The sequence below is a fragment of the Caulobacter sp. FW305-C-30-S16 genome, assembly GCF_058783025.1.
In genome coordinates, this window is the sequence record NZ_JBYSYH010000003.1 from 410306 (window position 1) to 432651 (window position 22346).

Below are 22346 nucleotides of genomic sequence, written 5' to 3' on the forward strand. Positions count from 1 at the left end.
ATCGTCGCGGCCTCATTTCTCGTGGGCGAGCGACCAGCCGGCGCTGACCTGTCCGGTGAAGACGTGGCGATAGCGCACCAGCACCGTCTTGGCCTGGATCGCGCTGCCGCTGGCCTCGCGACTGGCGTAGCGCTGCTGGACCGCCGCCGCGGCGCGGCTGAACGCGCGATAGGATTCATCATGGCTGCCCACGCTCCCCGCCGTGAAGCCGAGGTTGGCGTAGGCGCTGATCGTCGAGGCGGCGGGCGCAAGGGTTCCGCCGGATTGCCGATCCAGCGCGGCCGCCTGCTCCCGGAACAGCGGCAGCGCTTCGGCCAGGCGGTCGGTATTCGCCAGATGCACGGCCAGGGCGTTGATCGACGACAGGGTGTCGGGGTCGGTGTCGCCGAACGCGCGGCGGCGGATATCCAGCACCTGACGGAAGCGCGTCTCCGCCTCCTTGCGCCGGCCGAGGGCGTCGAGGATCGTCGCGTAGCTGGCGGCGGACGACAGCCGGGCCCGGTCCTCGGGCGGTTCGGTTTCCGTCAGACCCGCCAGGGCCTCGGCCTCCAGCTTTTCCGCCTCCTCGTATTTGCCCCGGCCATAGAGGATGGCGGCCATGATCCCGGCGGCGTTGATGACGTCGCCGCGCACGGCGGTCGGTGTGCGCCGCAAGCCCGCCAGCGCATCGCGCGCCAGCGCTTCCGCCTCTTCCAGCCGCCCCGTGACCAGCCAGCTGTTGGCCAGCTCGATGGCGGCGAGATGGACCGCCAGATGGTTCTCGCCCAGCGCCTGCCGTCGGCTCAGCCAGTATTGGCGCCGAATGGCCTCCTCTTCGCTGGTGGCGCCCATTTCGCCGAGCACTTCCGCAATCGAGCGCGCGGTCAGCTGGGTGATGCCGTTTGAAGGTCCCAGGGTCTTCTTCTGCGTCTCCCAGGTCGCGCGCAGGACCTCGGCGGCCTCCGCCGCGCGGCCCAGCTGGCGAAGGGTCGACACCAGCGCATCCGGCGAGATCATCACGTAGATGCCGGAGGGATCGGGCAGCGCCTGCTCGGCCTGCCAGACCTCGCGATAAATCACGACTGCCTCTTCCAGCTTGCCGAGCGACCGCAGGCACTCCGCCAGCCGCTTGCGCGCCCGTTGAAGATCGCGAGGATCGCCGCCGGCCGCCCGCCGGGCCTCGACAATCTGCAGCAGGATGGGCTCAGCCTCGGCGCCGCGCTTGAGCTCGACCAGAAGGTCAGCCTTCGCGGCCAGGGCCTTCAGTGTGTCGCCCGTGTCGCCAAATGCCGCCCGACGGGCCGCGATGACCACATCGTAGTCCGGCAAGCGCTCGGCCCCGCGCCCCAGGGCCGTCTGGGTGGTCGTCAGGTACCCGAGAATCCGGAACGCGGTTCCGTCGCGGGGCGGCTTGGCGACCTTCAGGATCGCCCAGGCTTGCGCCAGCGGCGCCTCGGCCTCGGCGAACCGCTCGTTGTCCATCAGGATCCAGCCGAGGTCCGCGGCGATCGTCCCCGTTTCCTTGCTGGTCGCGCCGGTCAGGCGACGGACACGATCCAGCGTATCGCTCATCAGGGCGATGGCCGGCGCCGCCCTGTCGTTGAACGCCATCTGGAAGGCGTATTCCCGCGCCGCGCTCAGCGTTCGGCCGTCGTCGTCGCCATGAGCGGCGCGCGCATCCAGCCAGGCCTTTCGGGCGGCGATTTCCTCGGGATCGGTGGGCGCGGGCTCGGCCGGCGCGGGCGATGTGGATGGCGCGGTCGCAGCCCTGGCTCCAGCCGCCAAAGCCCATTCCGGCGAAAGCGCCATGAGACCGGCGAGCACAAGCCCCGGCAGGCACCGGTCAACTCGCCTCATTCCGCCGACACACTTGATACGCATGGCCCCTCGACGATCAGCATAGCCGAAGGGGGCCAACCGGCTCCCCCCGGAAGGGGGGACAGCATCGGGCCCAAAGCAAAGAGGCGGCCGCCTTGTCGGCGACCGCCTCTCGCGATCTTCAAGCCTTGAAGCAGCGACTAGCTGTTCAGGGTGCTCTTGAGGCCTTCGCCGACCTGGAAGCGGGCGGTCTTGGAGGCCGGACGCTTCACGGTCTCGCCGGTGCGCGGGTTGCGCGCGGTGCCGGCGGCCCGATTGACGGCCTTGAAGGTGCCAAAGCCCACAAGGCGGACGTCGTTCCCGCTCTTGAGCGACGCGGTCACCGAGTCGACGAACGCTTGCAGCGCTGCAGCAGCCTGCGTTTTATTGAGACCCGCGCCATCGGCGATGGCGGCGACCAGTTCGGCCTTGGTCATTGAATTCTCCCAGCCAAGTGTTGTGCGGCGCGGCGTTCCCCCCAAGGGCGAGCCGTTCGCCTGCAAGGGATTATGGCGGATGGCGCCCCCGCGTCAAACGAAAGGCCGCCCGGGAATCACCCGGGCGGCCCACATTATCGTTGATAACTCAGGTTCAGTGGGTGATCACGGCGTCGTCGGAGGGTTCTTCGACCTTCGCAGTTGCAGCAATCGACTCAACCGGCTCGACCCACTCGATGGGCGTCAGAGGCCCGGTGAGGGCCAGCGCCAGCACCTGATCGATGGTCGAGACCGGGATAATCTCCAGATCACGCTTCACGTTCTCAGGCACGTCGGCCAGGTCCTTCTCGTTCTCCTGCGGGATCAGCACGGTCTTCACGCCGGACCGCAGGGCCGCCAGCAGCTTTTCCTTCAGACCGCCGATGGCCGTGACCCGGCCGCGCAGGGTGATCTCGCCGGTCATGGCGATTTCCTTGCGGATGGGGATGCCGGTCAGCACCGAGACCATGGCCGTGGCCATGGCGGCGCCGGCCGACGGGCCGTCCTTGGGGGTCGCGCCATCGGGCACGTGGACATGGATGTCGGTCTTGTCGAACACCGTCGGCTTGATGCCGAACGCCGGCGCCCGTGAGCGGACGTAGCTGTTCGCCGCCGAGATCGACTCCTTCATCACGTCCTTGAGGTTGCCGGTGATCGACATCCGGCCCTTGCCCGACATCCGGATGGCCTCGATGGTCAGGATGTCGCCGCCGAACTCGGTCCAGGCCAGGCCCGTCACGATGCCGACCTGGTCTTCCTCGTCCGTCTCTCCGTAGCGGTACTTCTTGACCCCGGCGTACTTGGCCAGGCGCTCGTCATCGATGGTGATCGTGGCGAGGCCCTCGCGGCCGAGATCGCGAACGACCTTGCGCGCCAGGTTGCCCAGTTCCCGCTCCAGCGACCGCACGCCGGCTTCCCGGGTGTAGTAGCGGATCAGGCCCCGGATCGCGTCCTCGGGCACCACGAATTCCTCGGGCTTGAGGCCGTGGTCCTTGGTCAGCTTGGGCAGGACGTGCCGGATCGCGATCTGGACCTTTTCATCCTCGGTGTACCCGGGGATGCGGATGATCTCCATCCGGTCCAGCAGCGGCTGGGGCATGTTCAGGCTGTTGGCCGTGGTGACAAACATCGTCTGGCTGAGGTCGTAGTCGACCTCCAGATAGTGGTCGGCGAAGGTCGAGTTCTGCGCCGGATCCAGCACCTCCAGGAGGGCCGAGGACGGATCGCCGCGATAGTCGCTGCCCATCTTGTCGATCTCGTCGAGCAGGAAGAACGGGTCGACGGCCTTGGCCTTCTTCATCGACTGGATGACCTTGCCGGGCATCGAGCCGATGTAGGTGCGGCGATGACCGCGGATTTCAGCCTCGTCACGCACGCCGCCGAGCGACAGACGCACGAATTCGCGGCTGGTCGCCTTGGCGATGGACTTGCCGAGCGAGGTCTTGCCGACGCCCGGAGGGCCGACGAGGCACAGGATCGGGCCCTTCAGCGAGTTGGTCCGCGCCTGAACGGCGAGATACTCGAGGATGCGCTCCTTCACCTTCTCCAGGCCGTAGTGATCCTCCTCGAGGATCGCCTCGGCGCGGGCGAGATCGATCTTCTTCGGCTTGGCCTTGCCCCACGGAATGGACAGCAGCCAGTCGAGGTAGTTGCGCACGACCGTGCTCTCGGCCGACATCGGGCTCATGTTGCGCAGCTTCTTCAGCTCGCCCTCGGCCTTGGTGCGGGCCTCCTTGGACAGGCGGGTCTTCTTGATGCGGCGCTCGAGCTCGATGAGTTCATCGCGGCCGTCGTCCTGGTCGCCCAGCTCGCGCTGGATCGCCTTCATCTGCTCGTTCAGATAGTACTCGCGCTGGGTCTTCTCCATCTGGCGCTTCACGCGCGAGCGGATCTTCTTCTCGACCTGGAGGACGGAAATCTCGCCTTCCATCAGGGCGAAGACCTTCTCCAGCCGCTTCACCACGGTAAAGATTTCCAGCAGCTGCTGCTTGTCGCCGATCTTCACCGACAGGTGGGCGGCGATGCTGTCGGCCAGCTTGCCCGGCTCGACGATCTGCGGGATCGACGCCAGGGCTTCCGGCGGGATCTTCTTGTTGAGCTTGACGTAATTCTCGAACTGCTCGGCCACGGCGCGGGACAGGGCCTCGGCCTCGTGCTCCTCGCCGCCGTCTTCCTCGATCGCGGCCGTCTCGGCCTCGTAGTAGTCCTCGCGGCCGGTGAACTTGATCACGGCGGCGCGGGCCTTGCCCTCGACCAGCACCTTGACCGTGCCGTCGGGCAGCTTGAGCAGCTGCAGCACGGTGGCGACCACGCCGACGTCATAGATGTCGTCGGTGGCGGGATCGTCGTCGGCGGAGTTCTTCTGGGTGGCCAGCAGGATCTGCTTGTCGCCGCGCATCACTTCTTCGAGCGCACGGACCGACTTGTCGCGTCCCACGAACAGGGGAACGACCATATGGGGAAACACCACGATGTCCCGAAGCGGCAACACCGGAAGCGTACGGATGTCGGTCATACCATTCTCCTCAGCGCGGCCCTGCAACGTCGGCGCCGCGCAGGCCGACCTACACTGGGCGACCTTTGTGAATGATATGTGGCCGCTTCGCCGGAGCATTCAAGCGCAGCGGTCGTCGCGCGGCGCAGGGGCGCAGTGGAATAGAGGGGTTTTCCCCAACTATCGGGCGTTGCGCCGGATCTACCGCTTCTTGCCCAGGTGCGCGGCGATGTCCTTGGTCATGCGGCCGGCGGCGCGGTGAGCAGCGGTCAGCTGCTCCTTCGTCACGCCCCAGCGCTTCATCCAGTATTCGACCGCCTGGCGCTCGGAGAGGTCCAGCCGGTCGCGGTCGATGAACCCGCGCTTGTCCTTCAGGCCGGCCATGCAGAGCTCCGCTTCGGTTGCGAGTTCTGAATACTGCCAAATCGCCTTGAGCAACAGGGTTGCGTCCTTCGAGACGCGATCCCGCAGGATCGCTCCTCAGGACGACGAAAAGGACGGGCTTGAAAGCCATACGTCAGGGTGAGGAGCGAGCCCCAAGCGAGCGTCTCGAACCCCGCACGTTGGCGCCACGCCCCCTGCCCGCTACCCTGCCCCGATGACCCAGCCCCTGCGCCGCCTGATCGATCTGCCCGGGATCGCCGACCTTGAAACCCGGGCGCTGATGAAGCCGTCGCTGGCGGAGCCGGACGCGCGGGCGGATGTCCCGGAGATCGATGAGGTCTGCCGCGCCTGTTTCGGCCTGACGCCGGACGAGGCCGAGGCCATCGACCCGCCGGCCGACTGGGACGGCGTCGACCGCAAGGCGCCGGCGCAGCAGGTGTTCGCCTTCGAGGACGCCGGCTGGGATGTCACCGACAAGCGCCGACCCTTGCGGATGCTGGGCCACTACGCCCTGCCGCTTTGGCTCGCCATCCGCGGCGTGGCGGGCGAACTGCCGTTTGAGGCCCCGCCGGCCGAGGAAAAGGACAGCTGGGCCACGAGCCTCGCCGCGGACGCCAAGGCCTACCGGAAGCGATAGCCATCGGGGACACGTTCCTTCGGTACGTGTCCCCTCCCGCCGCCAATAAGCCTCACTCCCGGCGCATATCACCGGCCACACGGTTCAGCTGCAGATACGAAGCGTCTCCACGGCGCCTCGCGCGACTCGTAGCGGGGGCTTAAACATCTCCGTCGCAATGTCGCGCCAGACTGTTCGCACAGGAAACGGTCAGCGCGAGTCGGGAAGAAACCAGTGACCTCAAACGCCTCCGAACCGCGCCGCTGGCGCAAGGTCCTCGCGGCCTACCAGGGCCCGAGCCATGCCCGCTCGATCCTCGAGATCATCCTCAGCGCCGCGCCGCTGGCCGCGATCTGGACGGCCGCCTGGGTGGCCGCGATCTTCGGGCTCTGGTGGCTGGCGCTGCTGCTTTCGATTCCGGCGGCGGCGTTCCTGGTGCGGCTGTTCATGGTGCAGCACGACTGCAGCCACCAGTCGTTCTTCCGCAGCCCGGCCGCCAATGACTGGACGGGCCGGCTGATCGGCGTCCTGACCATGACGCCCTACCACTGCTGGCGCCGGTCGCACGCGATCCACCACGCCACCTCCGGCGACCTCGACCGCCGGGGCCTTGGCGACATCGCCACCCTGACGGTCGCCGAATACCGCGCCTTGCCGCTGATGAAGCGGGTCGGCTACCGTCTCTATCGCAACCCCCTTATCCTGTTCGTCATCGGCCCGGCCTGGGTCTTCGTGCTCGAGCAGCGCCTGCCGATGGGGCTGATGAAGGAAGGCTGGAAGCCCTGGCTCAGCGCCATGGGCACCAACGCGGCCATCGCCGTCATCGTTGGCCTGGCCATCTGGGCCGGCGGCTGGAAGGGCCTGCTGCTGATCCATCTGCCGACCATCCTGATGGCCGCCTCGATCGGCGTCTGGCTGTTCTACGTCCAGCACCAGTTCGAGAACGCCTACTGGGCGCGCAAGGGCGAGTGGGATCACACCGAGGCCGCCCTGCACGGCAGCTCTCACTACGACCTGCCCGCGCCGCTGCGCTGGATGACCGCCAACATCGGCGTGCACCACGTCCATCACGTGAACAGCCGCATTCCCTACTACCGCCTGACCAGGGTGCTGAAGGACCATCCCGAGCTGCGCAACGTCAGCCGCCTGGGCCTGGTCGAGAGCTTCCGGACCGTGTCGCTGGCGCTGTGGGATGAAGGCAGCCGCCGGCTGATCTCCTTCCGCCAGTTGCAGCAGCTGCGCCGCATGGAACGCGCGGCGGCCTGACGGCGGAATTTTCCGCCCGCGCCTGTCGGTGCGCGGCATACTCGTTCGTCCTTTGGGGAAACGAGGCCGCGCCGATGCTCTACGCCATCCTTTGCTACAACGCCGAAGACGTCGTGATGTCCTGGTCACAGGAAGAAGACGACGCGGTCATGGCGCAACTGAACGTCACGCATGAACGGCTGGAGGCCGAGGGCAAGCTGGGCCCGTCCCTGCGGCTGATGCCGACCACGGCGGCGACGACCCTGTTCAAGAGCCAGGACCTGGTCGTCGACGGCCCCTACGCCGAGACCAAGGAACAACTGCTCGGCCTCTACATCCTCGACATTTCCGGGCTGGAGGAAGGGCTGGAAATCGCTCGCGAGCTGGGCAGGGCGAACCCGGGCGGCGCCTATGAGCTCCGGCCGCTGCGGCTGTATCTGCCGGGGGCCGCTGTCGGGTGACCGACCCCGTCTGGATCGACGCAGCCCTCTCAGGCGCCCGCCCCCGGGCCGTCGGCGCGCTGCTGCGATACTTCCGCGACCTCGATACGGCGGAGGAAGCCTTTCAGGACGCCTGCCTCCGCGCGCTCAGGACCTGGCCGGTCAACGGCCCGCCACGCGATCCTGCGGCCTGGCTGATCATGGTCGGCCGCAATGCCGGAATCGACAGCGCGCGGCGCCGGGCCAGGCAGACCGTCCTGCCTGATGAGGCCGAGCTCTCCGACACCGAGGACGCCGAAACGCCGCTGGCCGAGCGGCTCGACGGCGCGGACTACCGTGACGACGTGCTGCGGCTGCTGTTTATCTGCTGCCATCCAGACCTGCCGGCGACGCAGCAGATCGCGCTGGCGCTCAGGATCGTCTCCGGGCTGTCGGTCCGGCAGATCGCCCGCGCCTTCCTGGTCGGCGAAAGCGCCATGGAGCAGCGGATTACGCGCGCCAAGGCCAAGATTGCTGCGAGCGGCGTGCCGTTCGAAACCCCCGGGCCCGTGGAGCGCGCCGAGCGCGTCGCGGCCGTGGCGGCGATGATCTACCTGCTGTTCAACGAGGGCTATTCCGCCGGCGGCCGACAGGAGGACCGCGCGCAACTGGCCGACGAGGCGATCCGCCTGGCCCGCCTGCTGCTGCGACTCTACCAGACCGAGCCGGAGATCATGGGGCTGACCGCCCTGCTCCTGCTGCAGCACGCCCGAGCCGCCGCGCGGTTCGACGCCGCCGGCGAGATCATCCTGATGGACGATCAGGACCGGTCTCTGTGGAACGCGGCCCTGATCGGCGAAGGCCTGGCCCTCGTCGACAAGGCGATGCGGCACCGCCGGCCGGGCCCCTATCAGATCCAGGCCGCCATCGCCGCCCTGCACGGCCGCGCCGCGCGTGCGGAGGACACGGACTGGCGCGGGATCGTCGCTCTCTATGAAGCGCTGGAGCAGCACACCCCTTCCCCGGTGATCACCCTCAACCGGGCTGTCGCGGTCAGCAAGACCGAGGGGCCGCAGGCGGCGCTGGACCTGATCGCCCCGCTCGAAGGGCGGCTGGCCGGCTATTTCCATTTTCACGGCGTGCGCGGCGCGCTGCTGCTGCAACTGGGAATGGAGGCGGACGCCCGCACGGCCTTCAACCAGGCGATCGCCCTGGCCAACACGCCCGCGGAAGCGGCGCATATTCGGGGCCATCTCGACCGGCTGATGCAGGCGGACAGGACAGCCTGACGTTTTCAGGGCTGATTGTCGGAACGCAGCCGGCTCATCCGTCCTTGGGGAAACGCCGTCCAGACGAAGGATCGAACGTCGATGAGCCCCGAACATGAACTCGTCCTTGAACGCATCTTCGACGCCCCGCCAGAGAAGGTCTATCGCTGCTGGACCGACCCCACGTTGATCCCGCGGTGGTTCGTGCCGGCGCCCTGGACCATCGCGAAGGTCGAGCAGGATCTCCGCCCCGGCGGCTCGTCCTCGGTCACCATGATGGACCCGGACGGCAACGAGTTTCCCAACCCGGGCGTCTACCTGGAGGTGGTTCCGAACCGCCGCCTGGTGTTCACCGACGCCTTTGTCGGCGACTGGGTTCCCGCCGGGCCGTTCATGGTCGCCATCGTCGAGTTCCAGCCGCTGGAAGGCGGGCGCACCCGTTACACCGCCCGCGCCCGGCACTGGACGGCCGAGGCCAAGGCCCAGCACGAGCAGATGGGCTTCCTCGAAGGCTGGGGCCAGTGCGCCGATCAACTGGCCGAGCTCCTCAAGACGTTCTGACGAAAGGACCGCCATGACCGATCCGGCCAAACCGCCCCAGAAGGGCGTGATCCCCTACCTGAATGTCGTCGGCGCGGCCGATGCCGTGGACCTCTACCAGAGAGCCTTCGGCGTTGTGGAGGTGCGACGCATGCCGTCCGAAGACGGCGTACGCCTGATTCACAGCCATCTTGTGATCAACGAGGGTTCGCTGATGATCAGCGATTGCTGGCCGGAGTCCGGCTACGCGCACCAGCCTTCGCAAAGCTTCACGATGCAGCTGGTGGTCGACGACATCGACGCCTGGTTCAGACGCGCGGTCGACGCCGGGCTGGAGATCACCAACCCGGTGGCCCTGATGTTCTGGGGCGACCGCTGGGGTTCCCTGAAGGACCGCTTCGGGGTTCACTGGGCGATGAACCAGCCGGCTGAACAGGCCTGATCGGAGAATTCCATGAGTTTGCCCCTTATCATCATCCTGGTCCTCGGCTTCCTCGTCGTCGCTCTCCTCGGGTTCGTGGCGACCCGGCCCGACAGCTTCCGGCTGGAACGCAGCGCCGTCATCAATGCGCCGGCCGCGACCGTCTTCCCGCTGATCGCGGACTTCCACCGCTGGACCGTCTGGTCGCCGTTCGAAAAAATGGAAACCGAAGGCGCGCTCAAGCGCAGCTACGGCGGCGCGGCCAGCGGTCTGGGAGCCACCTACGGCTGGGAAGGCCCGAAGACCGGTGTCGGCGCCATGGAAATCGTCGAGGCTGAAGCCGATCGCCGGTTGCTGATCAAGCTCGACTTCTTCAAGCCGTTCGAGGCGCACAACATGGCCGAGTTCACCCTCGCGCCCGAGGCCGGCGGCACGCGGGTCACCTGGGCGATGTTCGGTCCCCAGCCTTTCGTCGCCAAGCTGATGAGCCTCGTCTTCAACAACGAGAAGATGATGGGCCCGGTGTTCCTGGACGGCCTCGCGGCCATGAAGGCGGCGGCGGAGGGCTGACCTCCCCCGCTTGGGAGTGTTCAGCCGATGCGTGACCTCGCTCGCGTCTGGCTCTAGACACACCCCATGGCCTGGACCCGCACCTACGACGAACCCGAACCCCAGCGCGTCAACCGCTGGCTGGCGCAGAGCGGCGTCTGCTCGCGGCGTGAAGCCGAGGCTCTGATCGGCAAGGGCCTGGTCAGCATCGACGGCGAGGTCGTCGAGGACGCCGGCCGCAAGATCCAGCCCGGCCAGACCCTGACGCTCGCCGACGCGGCCACCGGCGCCCTGTCGGCCAGTCTTACGCTGATGTTCCACAAGCCGGTCGGGATCGTCTCCTCGCAGCCCGAGGGCGAGCAGATCCCGGCCGTCCGGCTGATCAACCGCTCGACTCTCTGGGGGCCTGGCACCGTCATCCCCGGCCGCGACAGCCGGCTGGCGCCGATCGGACGGCTCGACATGGACAGCCGGGGCCTCCTCATCATGTCCGAGGACGGCGTGGTGGCGAAGGCCGTGATCGGCCCCGACTCCGATCTGGAGAAGGAGTACCGCGTCCAGGTCGCCGGTCAGATCACCACCGACAAGATGGAGCTTCTACGCTACGGCCTGATGCTCGACGGGCGGCAGCTGAAGCAGGCCCAGGTCAACCTGTCGGGCAAGCAGACCCTCAGCTTCGTCCTCAAGGAAGGACGCAACCGCCAGATCCGCCGGATGTGCGAACTCGTTGAGCTGGAGGTCGTCGACCTCCTGCGCACCCGCGTCGGCCCGATTACGCTCGGCGCCCTTCCGGAAGGCCGCTGGCGCCCCTTGGCGCCGGAAGAGCGGGCGGCGCTGATCAAGGGATAGGGGATGTGTACCGCAGGTACGTGTCCCCCAAGCGAGCCTCCGAATTAGGGGACACGTACCTGCGGTACGGGTCCCTAAAAGCCCGGCGGTTTCCTGAACCCGCCGAACTCGCGTTCCAGCAGGCCGGCGAAAGCGATCGGGGTGCGATCCTCGAGATACGGACCCATGATCTGGATGCCGATCGGCATCCCTGCCCGGCTGAGGCCGATCGGCGCGGCGGTGGCCGGCAGATGGGCCACGGTGGCCATGCCCGGCCAGGCCAGCTGGTCGAAATAGCGCGAGAGTTCATTGTTGATCAGCAGCTTGCGGGCGCCCATGTCCGGGCTGTCGTCGTGCGGGAAGGCCACCGAGCCGTGGGTCGGCGCCAGCACCACGTCATAGGCGCGGAACACCTGCGCCCACTGACGGCGGATCGCCAGTTGGGCGTCGTGCAAATCCATCCACTCATGCGCCGACGGCGATCGTGCGCCGGGCTGTCCACGGGTCATCGCCGCATTGAGGATCATGCCATAGACGCCGTGCGCCTCCGCCGGGTCCGGCGGCAGGTCGCTGTCGCGGTCCACGGCGACGCCGAGGTCCTCCAGCCGACCGGCCAGCCCGTCGAGCGCCGCGCGGATCTCCTCGTCCAGCGCGGCCATCGGATGACTGTCGATCACCAGAACCCGGAAATCCTCCAGCCTGCGATGCCGCGCCGGCGGGAGGGTCAGGCCATAGCCCGTCATCTCCAGTTCGTCCGGCCCGGCCATGGCGTCAAGCGCCAGCTCCAGGTCGGCCGCGGTGCGCGCCATCGGCCCGACGACCGCAAGCACGACGTTGTAGCCGTCGACCCCCGGCGGCGTATGCCCGCGCAGGGGCACGATGCCGTAGCTCGGCTTGTGACCGTAGACGCCGCAGAAGGCGGCCGGGACCCGGATTGAACCGCCGATGTCCGAGCCGAACTCGAGCGGCACATAGCCGGCCGCCAGGGCCGCGGCGCTGCCGCCCGAGGACCCGCCGGCCGTCCGCGCCAGATTCCACGGATTGTTGGTCCGGCCATAGACCGGGTTGTCGCTCTGCCAGTCGGCCAGCATCGGCGGCACGTTGGTCTTGCCGAGGATCACCGCACCCGCCGCCTTGACCCGCTGGATGCCGACGGCGTCGACCGGCGCCGTCCAGTCCTTCCACATCTCCATGCCCCAGGTGGTCGGCAGGCCGGCGACCCAGTGGGCCTCCTTGACCGTCATCGGGATGCCCAGCAGCGGCCGCCGCTCCCCGCGCGCCAGCGCTGCGTCCGCCGCCTTCGCCGCGTCACGGGCCCTGTCGAAATCACGCACCACGACGGCGTTGATCGCCCCGTCGCGCGCCTCGATGCGGGCGATGGCGGCGTCGGCGAGTTCAAGGGCGCTGACGCGGCGCTGCGCGAGCGCCTCTGTCAACTCGACGGCGAAGGCGTCGGCGAACTCGCGGGTGCTGGCTTCGGTCATGGCGTTCTCCCTGACCTGAGGCTCGCAAAACCGGCCGGGCGCTGTCCAGTGGCGCGTGTCACCATGCTGACAGCAGGCTGGCGGCATCACCGTTCAGGAAAGCCTGATCTCCGGATGTCGCGCCCGAGTAGCGCATCCGAAAACGACTGGGCAGACTGCGCCCAGGACGCCGCCAGCGAAACAGCGCGTGGCAGGCCTCAGGACTTGTAGAGCCCGGCGTGGCGCTCTCGCAGCAGCGCCTTCTGCACCTTGCCCATGGCGTTGCGCGGCAGGTCGTCGACGAACAGCACGCGCTTCGGCTGCTTGAACCGCGCCAGCCTGTCCTTGAGCGCTGCGATCACGGCTTCCTCGCTGAACGCGCCCTTGCCGCCGGTGGCGACCACGGCGGTGACGCCCTCGCCCAGATCCGGATGCGGCAGGCCGATGACCGCGCTTTCGACCACGCCGGGCAGCGCGTCGATCTCCTCCTCGACTTCCTTGGGATAGACGTTGAAGCCGCCGGAGATGATCAGGTCCTTGCCCCGCCCGACGATGTGGACGTAGCCGGCGGCGTCGATCTTCCCCAGGTCGCCGGTGATGAAGAAGCCGTCCGGGCGGAACTCGGCGGCGGTTTTTTCCGGCATGTTCCAGTAGCCGGCGAAGACGTTGGGGCCCTTCACCTCGATCATGCCGATCTCGCCGTCGGGCAGGATCGCGCCGGTTTCCGGATCGGCGATCCGCAGCGCCACGTCCGGCAGCGGCGGGCCGACGGTGCCTGCCACCCGGTCGCCGTCATAGGGGTTGGAGGTGTTCATCCCCGTCTCGGTCATGCCGTAGCGCTCGAGGATCGCCGTGCCGGTGCGCGCTGACCACTCGACATGGGTCTCGGCCAGCAGCGGCGCCGAACCGCTGATGAACAGCCGCATCCCGGCGACCGCCTCGCGGGTCAGGCCGCCCTGGGCCAGCAGGCGGGTATAGAAGGTCGGCACGCCCATCAGCGCGGTCGCGCGCGGGAACAGGGTCAGCGCCTCCGCGGCGTCGAACTTCGGCCGGAAGATCATCGAGGCCCCGGCCATCAGGGTGACGTTGGTCGCCACGAACAGCCCGTGCACATGGTAGATCGGCAGGGCATGGATCAGCACATCGGCGGCGGTGAACCGCCACAGGTCGACCAGCGTCGCGGCGTTGCTGGCCAGATTGCCGTGGGTCAGCATCGCGCCCTTCGACCGGCCGGTCGTCCCCGAGGTGTAGCAGATGGCGGCCAGGTCTGACGCTTCACGGGCCACGGTCGGGAAGGTCGCCGGCCGGGTCGCGGCGATGTCGGCCAGACTCCCCTCCCCGTTGGCGTCGAGGGTCACGACCCGGGCGTCCAGGGCGTCGACGAGGCCGCAGACCTCCTCTTCCACCAGCGGATCGCACACCACGAGCGAGGGGCCCGCGTCGCCGATGAAGTAGTCCAGCTCGCGGATGGTGTAGGCCGTGTTCAGCGGCAGGAACACCGCCCCGGCGCGGATCGTCGCAAGGTAGAGGTAGAGGTTCTCCGGCGATTTCTCGACCTGAACGGCGACCCGGTCGCCGGGCTTCACCCCGAGCGCGCGCAGGGCGTGGGCGTAGCGAGCGGTATGCGCCTGCAGGTCGGCATAGCTGTCGACGGCCCCGGAGGGGCGCTCGAGGAAGGCGGCGTTGGGGACGCCGCTGGCGGTGAGGTGCTCGAAGAGGTTCACGGCTGTCTCTCAAATCCGCTCATCCCGGCGAAGGCCGGGACCCAGATGTTTTAGCGTTCGGCGACGGGATGTCAGGAAAAAAGCCTGGGTCCCGACCTTCGTCGGGATGAGCGGCTATTGCTGTTCGAGCATCCGCTCCAGCCGCCCCGCATCGAGCACCCGGATCACCCCATACCCCCGCGCGACCAACCCGGCCGTCTCCAGCTCGCCCAGCCAGCCGTTCACCGCCTTGCGCGAGACCCCGATCATCTCGGCCAGGTCCGACTGGGACGCCGGGATCGGGCCGCCGGTCGCGGAGGCCAGTTGCACCAGTCGCGATACCAGCCGCTCGCGCGGCTTCAACGCGATCAGCTCGGCCACCGCCTGGGCGTTGGCCCGCAACTGCCCGTAGACCAGTGCGGTCAGCGCCTCCCAAAGACCGGGATGCACCGCCGCCACCCGGCGCAAGGCGCTGTCGGACAGGGTGAAGATCAGCGACGGCGACGCGGTGATCGCCGTGACGATCCGGGGCCCGCCGCCGAAGGCCGCGCTCTGGCCGATGACCGTGCCCGCCGGCAGCAGGCCGATCAGCGCCTCCCGCCCGCCCGGGGCCTGGCCGTAGACCTTCAGCGATCCGTCGACGACCGCCAGGACCCCGGTCTCCTCGTCGCCCTCGCCATGCATCCATTCGCCGGTCTGGCGCCGCGACAGCCGGCCGCCGCGCAGCAGCGCTTCCCGCCGGTCCGGCGGCTGGCGGGCGAACCAGGCGATGGCCGCGACGCGTTCAAGGGAGTCGGCGCTCATCCAACGACTGTAACCTGCGTGACATTCATGCCGCCAGAGTCATGCGCCAATGGCGCAACGAGACACTTCGGGAGCCCCGCCATGATCGACACCCAGCTTCGCATCGACCCCGTCACCGGCTGCGGCGCGACCGTGCGCGATGTTGATCTGGCCCGCCTGACCGACGCCGACGTCAGCCAGTTGCGACAGGCCCTGTTCGACCACGGCGTGCTGTTCTTCCGCAGCCAGTCCCTCACGCCGGAGCAGCACATCGCCCTGGCCGAACGGATCGCGCCGATCGACGTCAACCGCTTCTTCCCGGCCGCACCAGGCTATCCGGTGATCGCCAAGGTCGAGAAGACCGCCGAGCAGACGACCAACATCGGCGGCGGCTGGCACACCGACCACAGCTACGACATCGAACCGGCCATGGGCTCGGTGCTGGTCGCCCGCGACCTGCCGCCCGGCGGCGGCGACACCCTGTTCGCCGACATGTACGCCGCGTACGACACCCTCGACGCCGAGACCAAAGCCGAGATCGCCGGCCTTCGGGCCGTGCATGGGTCCGACCATGTGTTCGGCGAGAAGGGCGTCTACGCCAACACCGACCAGCCGGAACTGGCCAAGGGCGGCGTCGAGACCCCCGAGACCGTCCATCCGGTGGTCATCAAACATCCCGGCAGCGGCAAGCCCGTCCTCTATGTGAACCCCAGCTTCACCCTGCGCTTCGAGGGCCAGACCCGCGAGGAGAGCATGCCCCTGCTGATGAAGCTCTATGCCCACGCGATGAACCCGGCGCACGTCAGCACCCTGGTCTGGGAGCCCGGCACAGTGGCCATCTGGGACAACCGCGCGACCTGGCATTTCGCGAAGAACGACTACCACGGCCACTACCGGCTGATGCACCGCATCACCCTCGCGGGCTGCGCGCTGGAAGCGGCGTAAGCGCGGGGACATGTACCAAGGGTACGTGTCCCCCAATCGAGCGGCAGGTTTAGGGGACACGTACCTGCGGTACATGTCCCCGTCAGGCCGGCCGAACCTCGACCGCCCTGAACTTCACCACACCCGAGCCGTACTGGAGGGCGATCGGCCCTTCGGCATGTGCAGTATTGCGCACGGCATCCACGGTCTTCTGCCCGTTGAACACGACCGAGAGGACGTCGCCCTTCGCACTGACCTCCAGCAGGTTCCACCGACCGCCGGCCTTCGGCATCGGTGAGACAGGCGCGATGTCGACGATGCCCCCGGTGCCGTAGGTCGGGTCCGGACGCCGGTCGAAGACATTGACCTCATAGGCCGTCGCGGGCGTGATCCGCGTGCGGTCGGCGCACCGGATGAAGATGCCCGAGTTCGCGTCGTCGCTGACCCAGAGTTCTGCGCGCAGGTCAAAGTCCCGGAAGCTGTCCCGCGACACCAGGAAGCTCATGCCGCCCTGATCGGCGGCGAGCACGCCGCCCTCGACCGACCAGTTGGCGTCCCCGACGGGCGTCCAGCCGTCGAGATCGCGACCGTTGAACAACGGCCGGAAGGGGCCTTTGGCGTATGCCGGCGCCGCGAGTGACACGAGGGTCATACCCGCGAGGACTGAACGACGATCAATCATGGACACCCCGCTGCCGTGCGACCGCGACAGTTAGGGGCATGGACCGGCTTCACGCAACGGCCGCCGCCTGATCCCGCGCCGCGTCGCGGTACAGCCAGGCCGAGCCCAGCCAGAGCGCGACGAACACCGCCGTCAGCACCCAGGTGAAATGTCCGGCCGCCTGGGCGACGGCCGCGACCAGAACCTGGGCCGCCGCCATCGCGATCATCGCGCGGGCCATGCCGGCCGGGCGGAACCGCGCGATCGCGGCGCCCAGCAGGCCAGTGGCCAGCACGCCGCCGTACATCATGTTGAGGGGATTGTTCTCGTTGCCGATAATGCCCACGGCGAGGTTCATCCAGACCAGCAGGAAGCCGGCGACGAGGGCGACGCCCGAGGCTGCGCGATAGGCGTAGTGGCGCGACAGCCGCACGGCCAGTTCGACCCCGCCGACCACGATGGCCAGCATGATCCCGAAGATCAGGAAGTCGGAGCCGGTCCAGGCCACCTCGGTGGTGAACTGCATGGCGACCAGCGGCGCGAGCAACAGCAGCGCCGCCCCGCCCCACAGCGCGATCCGCCAGTGCGCCACGCGGCGTTCGGCTTTGGTGTTTTGCATGACAGATCGGCTCCCCTCGATCCGGTTGTATCGCGGCCCGCCCATGCAGGGCGATGGGGGCGAGCTGTGTGATTTTGATGCAGGCTGCCGCCCCGACGATCCAGGGCCCGTCAATCGGGTTCGCGGCTCCGCAGCAGGGCGTTGCAGATCGGTTCGACGTCGGTCACCTGGGACAGCACCTCGAAGGCCAGGGGCAGACGGGTCCTGACGATCGGCAGGTCTCTCTCCGAGCGGTCGGCCACCACGAAGAAGCCCACGGCGCCCAGCTGCGGCGCCAGCGAAGTGCCCATCGATGGCGCGCGCATGTAGCTGCCGATATAGGTCGCCTTGCCCGGCTGGATGCTGAACCGGATGGCGAACGGCTTCGCCGCCGACCAGTCGTAGGACGCGCCGAGCGGACTGGAGCCGTAGAAGGCGAAATTCTCGATCAGGTAGTCGCCCGGCGGCAGCCGGCGGACGACGATCTGGCCGGTCTCCCGCCCTGTGAAGTCCGGGTTCTTGATCTTGAGGTAGATCGCCCCGCCGAGCTTTGGCTCGATCGTTCCCGTCCAGTCGTTCACGGGCGCCCCGTCGGGCAGCGCGACGCGCCGATAGGGGAAGTCGAAGTGCATGCCCAGGGTGATCGTTCCGACGGCATAGGCGACATAGCCGCCGTCCGCGCCGGCGTACTCGACGGGCGCCTTGGCGGCCAGCGACGGGGTGGCGAGCGAACCGAGGGCCAGGGCGGCAAGGAGGGCGCGTCTATGCATGGCGCTTTCTAAAGGCAATCCGCCCGCCAAGAGGATACAGGCCTCTCATCCGTCGGCCAACGATGTCAGACGCCCAGCCACCGGAAGGCCCGGCGGATAAAGGCCTGGCCGTCCTGCGTCACCGGAGCCGCATGAGCCATCAGCACGCGCTCGGCCGGCCATTCCAGGATGCGGCGGACAGCGGCCCGGGCGGCGCGGCGATCGACGAAGGTCTTGCGGAATTTGCGGGGGACTTCCGGCTGCGGCGCGGTCATGAGGTCAAGCTTGGCGACTATGGCCCGCCAGCCTGAGAACCAGGTCGGACTGAAGTGCTGGATCAGATCGGTGAAGATCGCCGTCCGGCTCTGGCGGTGGAAGAACACCGCCTCGGTGGTGATCAGGTTGCCGTGGACCAGCACATGGTCGATCTCGCCGGACCAGTCATGGACCGAGCCGTCGGTCAGCTCGTCGTCGAACCGCAGGTCCGGCCGCTTCTTTCGCAGGCCTGGCGGCGCGGTGAAGCGAGCCGGTGCAAAGGCGTCCTGCCAGTCGTCCAGATGCAGGTGGTGCAGGGCGTTGGGCGCAACGACATGGCGCACCGGCCCCAGCGCCCTGACAGCCGCCATGAGCTCGGCGTCAAGCGCGGTCGGCGACCAGATGAACAGGCCGCCATCGGCCAGCCGGACCACGGCCATGCGCGTCGGATAGCGAAACCCGGCGACGTCCGCGATGGCGCCGTCCGCGATCCAGAGCGACTCGCCGAACGGCTGCAGCATGGTCTTCCCCGGGAAGCGTCACGGGCTTCAGAAAACCCTGATCCGCGCCCCTCGCCAAGGCGCGAAGAAGACAACGAAAAAGGGCGCGGCTTTCACCGCGCCCTTTCGCAATTCTGGTTGGCTTACGCGTCAGGCGCTCGCGCCGCCCGCCTTCTTCTCGGCGTAGATGACCAGCGGCTGGGCGCGGCCCTCGACGACCTCGGCGTTGACCACCACTTCCTCGACGCCCTCGTAGCTGGGCAGTTCGAACATGGTCTCCAGCAGGATGCCTTCCATGATCGAGCGCAGGCCCCGCGCGCCGGTGCGGCGCAGGATGGCCTTGCGGGCGACCGCGTTGAGCGCGTCGTCGGTGAACTTCAGGCCGACGTTCTCCATCTCGAACAGACGGGCGTACTGCTTGATCAGGGCGTTCTTCGGCTCGGTCAGGATCTTGACCAGGGCTTCCTCGTCGAGGTCCTCCAGGGTCGCGATCACCGGCAGACGGCCGATGAATTCCGGGATCAGGCCGAAGCGGAGCATGTCCTCAGGCTCGACCTGACGCAGGATCTCGCCCGTGCGGCGCTCATCCGGATCGGCCACCTTGGCGCCGAAGCCGATCGAGGTGCCCTGGCCGCGGCCGGAGATGATCTTCTCCAGCCCGGCGAAGGCGCCGCCGACGATGAACAGGATGTTGGTCGTGTCGACCTGCAGGAACTCCTGCTGGGGATGCTTGCGCCCGCCCTGCGGCGGCACGGAGGCGACGGTGCCTTCCATGATCTTCAGCAGCGCCTGCTGGACGCCCTCGCCCGAAACGTCGCGCGTGATCGAAGGGTTGTCGGACTTGCGGCTGATCTTGTCGATTTCGTCGATGTAGACGATCCCGCGCTGGGCGCGTTCGACGTTGTAGTCCGCCGCCTGGAGCAGTTTCAGGACGATGTTCTCGACGTCTTCACCGACATAACCGGCTTCGGTCAGGGTCGTGGCGTCGGCCATCGTGAACGGCACGTCGATGATTCGGGCCAGGGTCTGGGCCAACAGCGTCTTGCCCGAGCCCGTCGGGCCCACCAGCATGATGTTGGATTTGGACAGTTCGACGTCGTTGTTCTTCTGCGCGTGGTTCAACCGCTTGTAGTGGTTGTGCACCGCGACGGAGAGGACTTTCTTGGCGTGGCTCTGACCGATCACGTAATCGTCGAGCACTTCCCGGATTTCCTTCGGGGTCGGAACGCCGTCCTTGGACTTCACGAAGGCAATCTTGTGCTCTTCGCGAATGATATCCATGCAGAGTTCTACGCATTCATCACAGATGAACACGGTTGGTCCCGCGATGAGCTTGCGCACCTCATGCTGGCTCTTTCCGCAGAAAGAACAGTACAGGGTGCTCTTCGAGTCGCCACTGGCGGCCTTGGTCATTGCTCTTCTCACGCTCTGGCGATGTCGGCCGAGGCCGTTCGTCGCCCACCCCTGTGCGGTTCATCCCGCAATCGAACATGCAGGATACGCGCCGGGGGTTTTCCAATCCTTGACAATCCCCGATCCGGCGTTCCGGGACAAGCACTGTAACGCCACAGCCGCAGTGAAAGCGCCGGTCGCCCGGCACGCCGATTGCGTCGCATCCGGACGAACAGATGGGAATTGACCCGCTGTGGGACAAGCGAGACCGGACTTCACGCCGACGAGATGCCGCCACGGCGGCGTCACTTTGGTGTCATGAGTCCCGGAATCGTGATCGAAACGGCCCTCAAGAAGGCCGGGGCGGGTAGACTATGGGACGCAGATCACTCCTGGCGCAGGGACTTTCGTCCTCGCGACCGGTCATGCCTGATCCGCTCGACGAGCCGGCGCTGGTCGCCTTTGACTTCGACGGCACCCTGACGGTCGAGGACAGCTTCACCGCCTTCCTGAAATGGCGCGCCGGTCCGCTGCGCTGGGCGTTCGGCTGCCTGCGGCTGACGCCGTCGGGGATCGGCTATCTGTTTCACCGCAACCGCGGCCGCATCAAGTCGGCGGCGATCCGGGAATTCCTCAAGGGCGTAAAACGCGAAACACTCGAGGCGGAGGCGCGGACCTTCGCCGAGATCGCCGCGCCGCGCCTGTTCCGTCCGGATGCGATCATGGCCTGGCGGCGCTGGCGGGCGAGCGGCGCCAAGACGATCATCGTCACCGCCTCGCCGGACATGATCGTCGCCCCGTTCGCCCGGGGCCTCGGCTGCGACCGGCTGATCGGCAGCGCCATCGCCTTCGACAAGGATGACCGCGCGCTCGGCCTGCTGGCCGGCCCCAACTGCCGTGGCCCGGAAAAGGTCCGCCGGCTGCGGGAAGTCTACGGCGAGGACGTTCGGCTCACCGCCGCCTATGGCGACACCTCCGGCGACCGCGAAATGCTCCGCATCGCCGACGAAAAAGGCTACCGGGTGTTCAAGGGGCGCCCGTAGGGGACATGTACCGCAGGTACGTGTCCCCCAATTGAGCCACGCCTGAATCTGGATTAGGGGACACGTACCGTTGGTACATGTCCCCAATGAAACACGCCGGAACCGCTGCGCTTGATCAGCTGGAGCCGCTGCTGGCGGTGATCCGCACCCTGCCCGGCCTCAAGGAGAAGGGCCGCGGGGTGTTCTATCGCGGCGGCCGCGCCTTCCTGCATTTCCACGAGGACCCGGCCGGCCTGTTCGCCGATGTGCGGCTGGCCGGGGCGGACTTTGACCGGTTCAGGGTGGAGACGGCGGAGGAGCGGGAAGACTTTCGATCCAGAGTTGCGGATGGAATTACGCGATAGTCTCCCAAATAGAAAAAGGCCCGGCGCTAGCCGGGCCTTTTCCGTTCGGGTCTCTAAGGCCCTCAGGTCGCTGCGTCCGCCTCGGCGCTCTCGCGGGTCTCGTAGACGTGATCGACGATGCCCCAGGCCTTGGCCTCTTCCGAGCTCATGAAGTGGTCGCGGTCGAGGGTCTGTTCGACTTCCTCGTAGGTGCGGCCGGTGTGCTTCACGTAGATCTCGTTGAGGCGCTGCTTGGTTTTGATGATGTCCTCGGCGTGCCGCATGATGTCGGACGCCTGGCCGCGGAAGCCGCCGGAGGGCTGGTGCACCATGATGCGGGCGTTCGGCAGGGCGACCCGCTGGCCGGCGGCGCCGGCGCAGAGCAGCAGGCTGCCCATCGAGGCCGCCATGCCCATACACACCGTCGACACCGGGCTCTTGATGTACTGCATGGTGTCGTAGATCGCGAGACCGCTGGTCACCACGCCGCCGGGCGAGTTGATGTACATGCTGATCTCTTTCTTGGGGTTCTCGGACTCCAGGAAGAGCAGCTGCGAACAGATCAGGGCGCTCATGCCGTCCTCGACCGGACCGGTCAGGAAGATGATCCGCTCCTTCAGCAGGCGCGAGAAAATGTCGAACGCCCGCTCGCCGCGGCTGGTCTGCTCGACCACCATCGGCACGAGATTCATGGCGGTCTGGACCGGGTCAGACATCGACAGGGTACGGTAGTAATCGCTCATGGGCGCCTTTCTCTCTGTACTGGCCCGTCGCGAATCATGCCGCGCCATCGCCTCCCCCCGGATATCGGGCGGAGGTTAAGATGATGCAAGTGAGCCGTAGGGGCCGGGTCGCGGTTTGCGGCCGCGAAGCCAC

24 protein-coding genes are annotated in these 22346 nt (G+C 67.6%); 11 read left to right on the top strand and 13 right to left on the bottom strand.

Annotated elements, in window-relative coordinates; all coding sequences use genetic code 11:
* Positions 1-12: 12 nt before the first annotated feature.
* From AC3WJT_RS14060 to AC3WJT_RS14075, 4 genes are all read right to left on the bottom strand, one after another.
* Positions 13-1764 carry a tetratricopeptide repeat protein gene (locus AC3WJT_RS14060; protein ID WP_492343750.1) on the bottom strand — a complete coding sequence of 584 codons (1752 nt, stop codon included), beginning with the start codon at positions 1762-1764 and terminating at the stop codon, positions 13-15.
* A 233-nt stretch (positions 1765-1997) separates the two neighbouring features.
* Positions 1998-2273, bottom strand: a complete 276-nt coding sequence (locus tag AC3WJT_RS14065) for an HU family DNA-binding protein (RefSeq protein WP_492343751.1) — start codon at positions 2271-2273, stop codon at positions 1998-2000.
* Between the two features lie 154 nt (positions 2274-2427).
* Positions 2428-4827 (bottom strand): endopeptidase La, encoded by a 2400-nt coding sequence (gene lon / locus AC3WJT_RS14070; protein ID WP_492343752.1) that lies wholly within the window; start codon positions 4825-4827, stop codon positions 2428-2430.
* Positions 4828-5007: 180 nt separating this feature from the next.
* Positions 5008-5190, bottom strand: a complete 183-nt coding sequence (locus AC3WJT_RS14075) for a DUF3606 domain-containing protein (RefSeq protein ID WP_492343753.1) — start codon at positions 5188-5190, stop codon at positions 5008-5010.
* 214 nt (positions 5191-5404) lie between these two features.
* Between AC3WJT_RS14075 and AC3WJT_RS14080 the strand changes: the two genes are divergently transcribed.
* The 8 genes from AC3WJT_RS14080 to AC3WJT_RS14115 all read left to right on the top strand — a co-directional run bounded on the left by AC3WJT_RS14080 (position 5405) and on the right by AC3WJT_RS14115 (position 11097).
* The gene (locus AC3WJT_RS14080) at positions 5405-5827 is read left to right on the top strand and encodes a hypothetical protein (RefSeq protein ID WP_492343754.1); all 423 of its coding nucleotides are present in this window, start codon (positions 5405-5407) and stop codon (positions 5825-5827) included.
* A 213-nt stretch (positions 5828-6040) separates the two neighbouring features.
* Positions 6041-7072 carry a fatty acid desaturase gene (locus tag AC3WJT_RS14085; RefSeq protein ID WP_492343755.1) on the top strand — a complete coding sequence of 344 codons (1032 nt, stop codon included), beginning with the start codon at positions 6041-6043 and terminating at the stop codon, positions 7070-7072.
* A 74-nt stretch (positions 7073-7146) separates the two neighbouring features.
* A complete protein-coding gene (locus AC3WJT_RS14090; protein ID WP_492343756.1) occupies positions 7147-7512 on the top strand; it encodes a YciI family protein in 366 nt (121 codons plus the stop codon).
* Positions 7509-8759 carry an RNA polymerase sigma factor gene (locus tag AC3WJT_RS14095; RefSeq protein WP_492343757.1) on the top strand — a complete coding sequence of 417 codons (1251 nt, stop codon included), beginning with the start codon at positions 7509-7511 and terminating at the stop codon, positions 8757-8759. The genes AC3WJT_RS14090 and AC3WJT_RS14095 overlap by 4 nt, the downstream gene beginning before the upstream one ends.
* 81 nt (positions 8760-8840) lie before the next feature.
* On the top strand, positions 8841-9299 hold the full coding sequence (locus AC3WJT_RS14100; protein ID WP_492343758.1) for an SRPBCC family protein: 459 nt from the start codon (positions 8841-8843) through the stop codon (positions 9297-9299).
* A gap of 13 nt (positions 9300-9312) precedes the next feature.
* Complete coding sequence (locus tag AC3WJT_RS14105) at positions 9313-9720, top strand: VOC family protein (RefSeq protein ID WP_492343759.1); 408 nt, start codon at positions 9313-9315, stop codon at positions 9718-9720.
* 12 nt (positions 9721-9732) lie between these two features.
* Entirely contained in the window at positions 9733-10269 is a 537-nt protein-coding gene (locus AC3WJT_RS14110) for an SRPBCC family protein (protein ID WP_492343760.1), read from the top strand.
* Positions 10270-10335: 66 nt separating this feature from the next.
* A complete protein-coding gene (locus AC3WJT_RS14115) occupies positions 10336-11097 on the top strand; it encodes a pseudouridine synthase (protein ID WP_492343761.1) in 762 nt (253 codons plus the stop codon).
* Positions 11098-11171: 74 nt separating this feature from the next.
* Here AC3WJT_RS14115 and AC3WJT_RS14120 read toward each other — a convergent pair whose 3' ends face one another.
* The 3 genes from AC3WJT_RS14120 to AC3WJT_RS14130 form a co-directional block, all read right to left on the bottom strand.
* Positions 11172-12560 carry an amidase family protein gene (locus AC3WJT_RS14120; protein WP_492343762.1) on the bottom strand — a complete coding sequence of 463 codons (1389 nt, stop codon included), beginning with the start codon at positions 12558-12560 and terminating at the stop codon, positions 11172-11174.
* A gap of 197 nt (positions 12561-12757) precedes the next feature.
* Positions 12758-14263 (bottom strand): malonate--CoA ligase, encoded by a 1506-nt coding sequence (locus AC3WJT_RS14125; protein WP_492343763.1) that lies wholly within the window; start codon positions 14261-14263, stop codon positions 12758-12760.
* Between the two features lie 114 nt (positions 14264-14377).
* Complete coding sequence (locus AC3WJT_RS14130; RefSeq protein WP_492343764.1) at positions 14378-15046, bottom strand: Crp/Fnr family transcriptional regulator; 669 nt, start codon at positions 15044-15046, stop codon at positions 14378-14380.
* An 81-nt stretch (positions 15047-15127) separates the two neighbouring features.
* On the opposite strand from AC3WJT_RS14130, the gene AC3WJT_RS14135 reads away from it, so the two are divergent.
* Positions 15128-15970 (top strand): TauD/TfdA dioxygenase family protein, encoded by an 843-nt coding sequence (locus tag AC3WJT_RS14135; protein WP_492343765.1) that lies wholly within the window; start codon positions 15128-15130, stop codon positions 15968-15970.
* 82 nt (positions 15971-16052) lie between these two features.
* On the opposite strand, the gene AC3WJT_RS14140 is transcribed toward AC3WJT_RS14135, so the two are convergent.
* The 5 genes from AC3WJT_RS14140 to clpX all read right to left on the bottom strand — a co-directional run bounded on the left by AC3WJT_RS14140 (position 16053) and on the right by clpX (position 20125).
* The gene (locus AC3WJT_RS14140; protein ID WP_492343766.1) at positions 16053-16601 is read right to left on the bottom strand and encodes a 3-keto-disaccharide hydrolase; all 549 of its coding nucleotides are present in this window, start codon (positions 16599-16601) and stop codon (positions 16053-16055) included.
* Positions 16602-16680: 79 nt separating this feature from the next.
* Positions 16681-17229, bottom strand: coding sequence for a hypothetical protein (locus AC3WJT_RS14145; protein ID WP_492343767.1), 549 nt, complete (start codon positions 17227-17229; stop codon positions 16681-16683).
* 110 nt (positions 17230-17339) lie between these two features.
* Positions 17340-17978, bottom strand: a complete 639-nt coding sequence (locus AC3WJT_RS14150; RefSeq protein ID WP_492343768.1) for a hypothetical protein — start codon at positions 17976-17978, stop codon at positions 17340-17342.
* Between the two features lie 65 nt (positions 17979-18043).
* Complete coding sequence (locus tag AC3WJT_RS14155) at positions 18044-18733, bottom strand: DUF4336 domain-containing protein (RefSeq protein WP_492343769.1); 690 nt, start codon at positions 18731-18733, stop codon at positions 18044-18046.
* A gap of 129 nt (positions 18734-18862) precedes the next feature.
* A complete protein-coding gene (gene clpX / locus AC3WJT_RS14160) occupies positions 18863-20125 on the bottom strand; it encodes an ATP-dependent Clp protease ATP-binding subunit ClpX (protein ID WP_488902329.1) in 1263 nt (420 codons plus the stop codon).
* 353 nt (positions 20126-20478) lie between these two features.
* Between clpX and AC3WJT_RS14165 the strand changes: the two genes are divergently transcribed.
* The gene (locus AC3WJT_RS14165; RefSeq protein ID WP_492343770.1) at positions 20479-21147 is read left to right on the top strand and encodes an HAD-IB family hydrolase; all 669 of its coding nucleotides are present in this window, start codon (positions 20479-20481) and stop codon (positions 21145-21147) included.
* 86 nt (positions 21148-21233) lie between these two features.
* A complete protein-coding gene (locus AC3WJT_RS14170) occupies positions 21234-21491 on the top strand; it encodes a hypothetical protein (protein WP_492343771.1) in 258 nt (85 codons plus the stop codon).
* A 62-nt stretch (positions 21492-21553) separates the two neighbouring features.
* Here AC3WJT_RS14170 and AC3WJT_RS14175 read toward each other — a convergent pair whose 3' ends face one another.
* Positions 21554-22186, bottom strand: coding sequence for an ATP-dependent Clp protease proteolytic subunit (locus AC3WJT_RS14175; protein ID WP_492343852.1), 633 nt, complete (start codon positions 22184-22186; stop codon positions 21554-21556).
* Positions 22187-22346 lie beyond the last annotated feature (160 nt).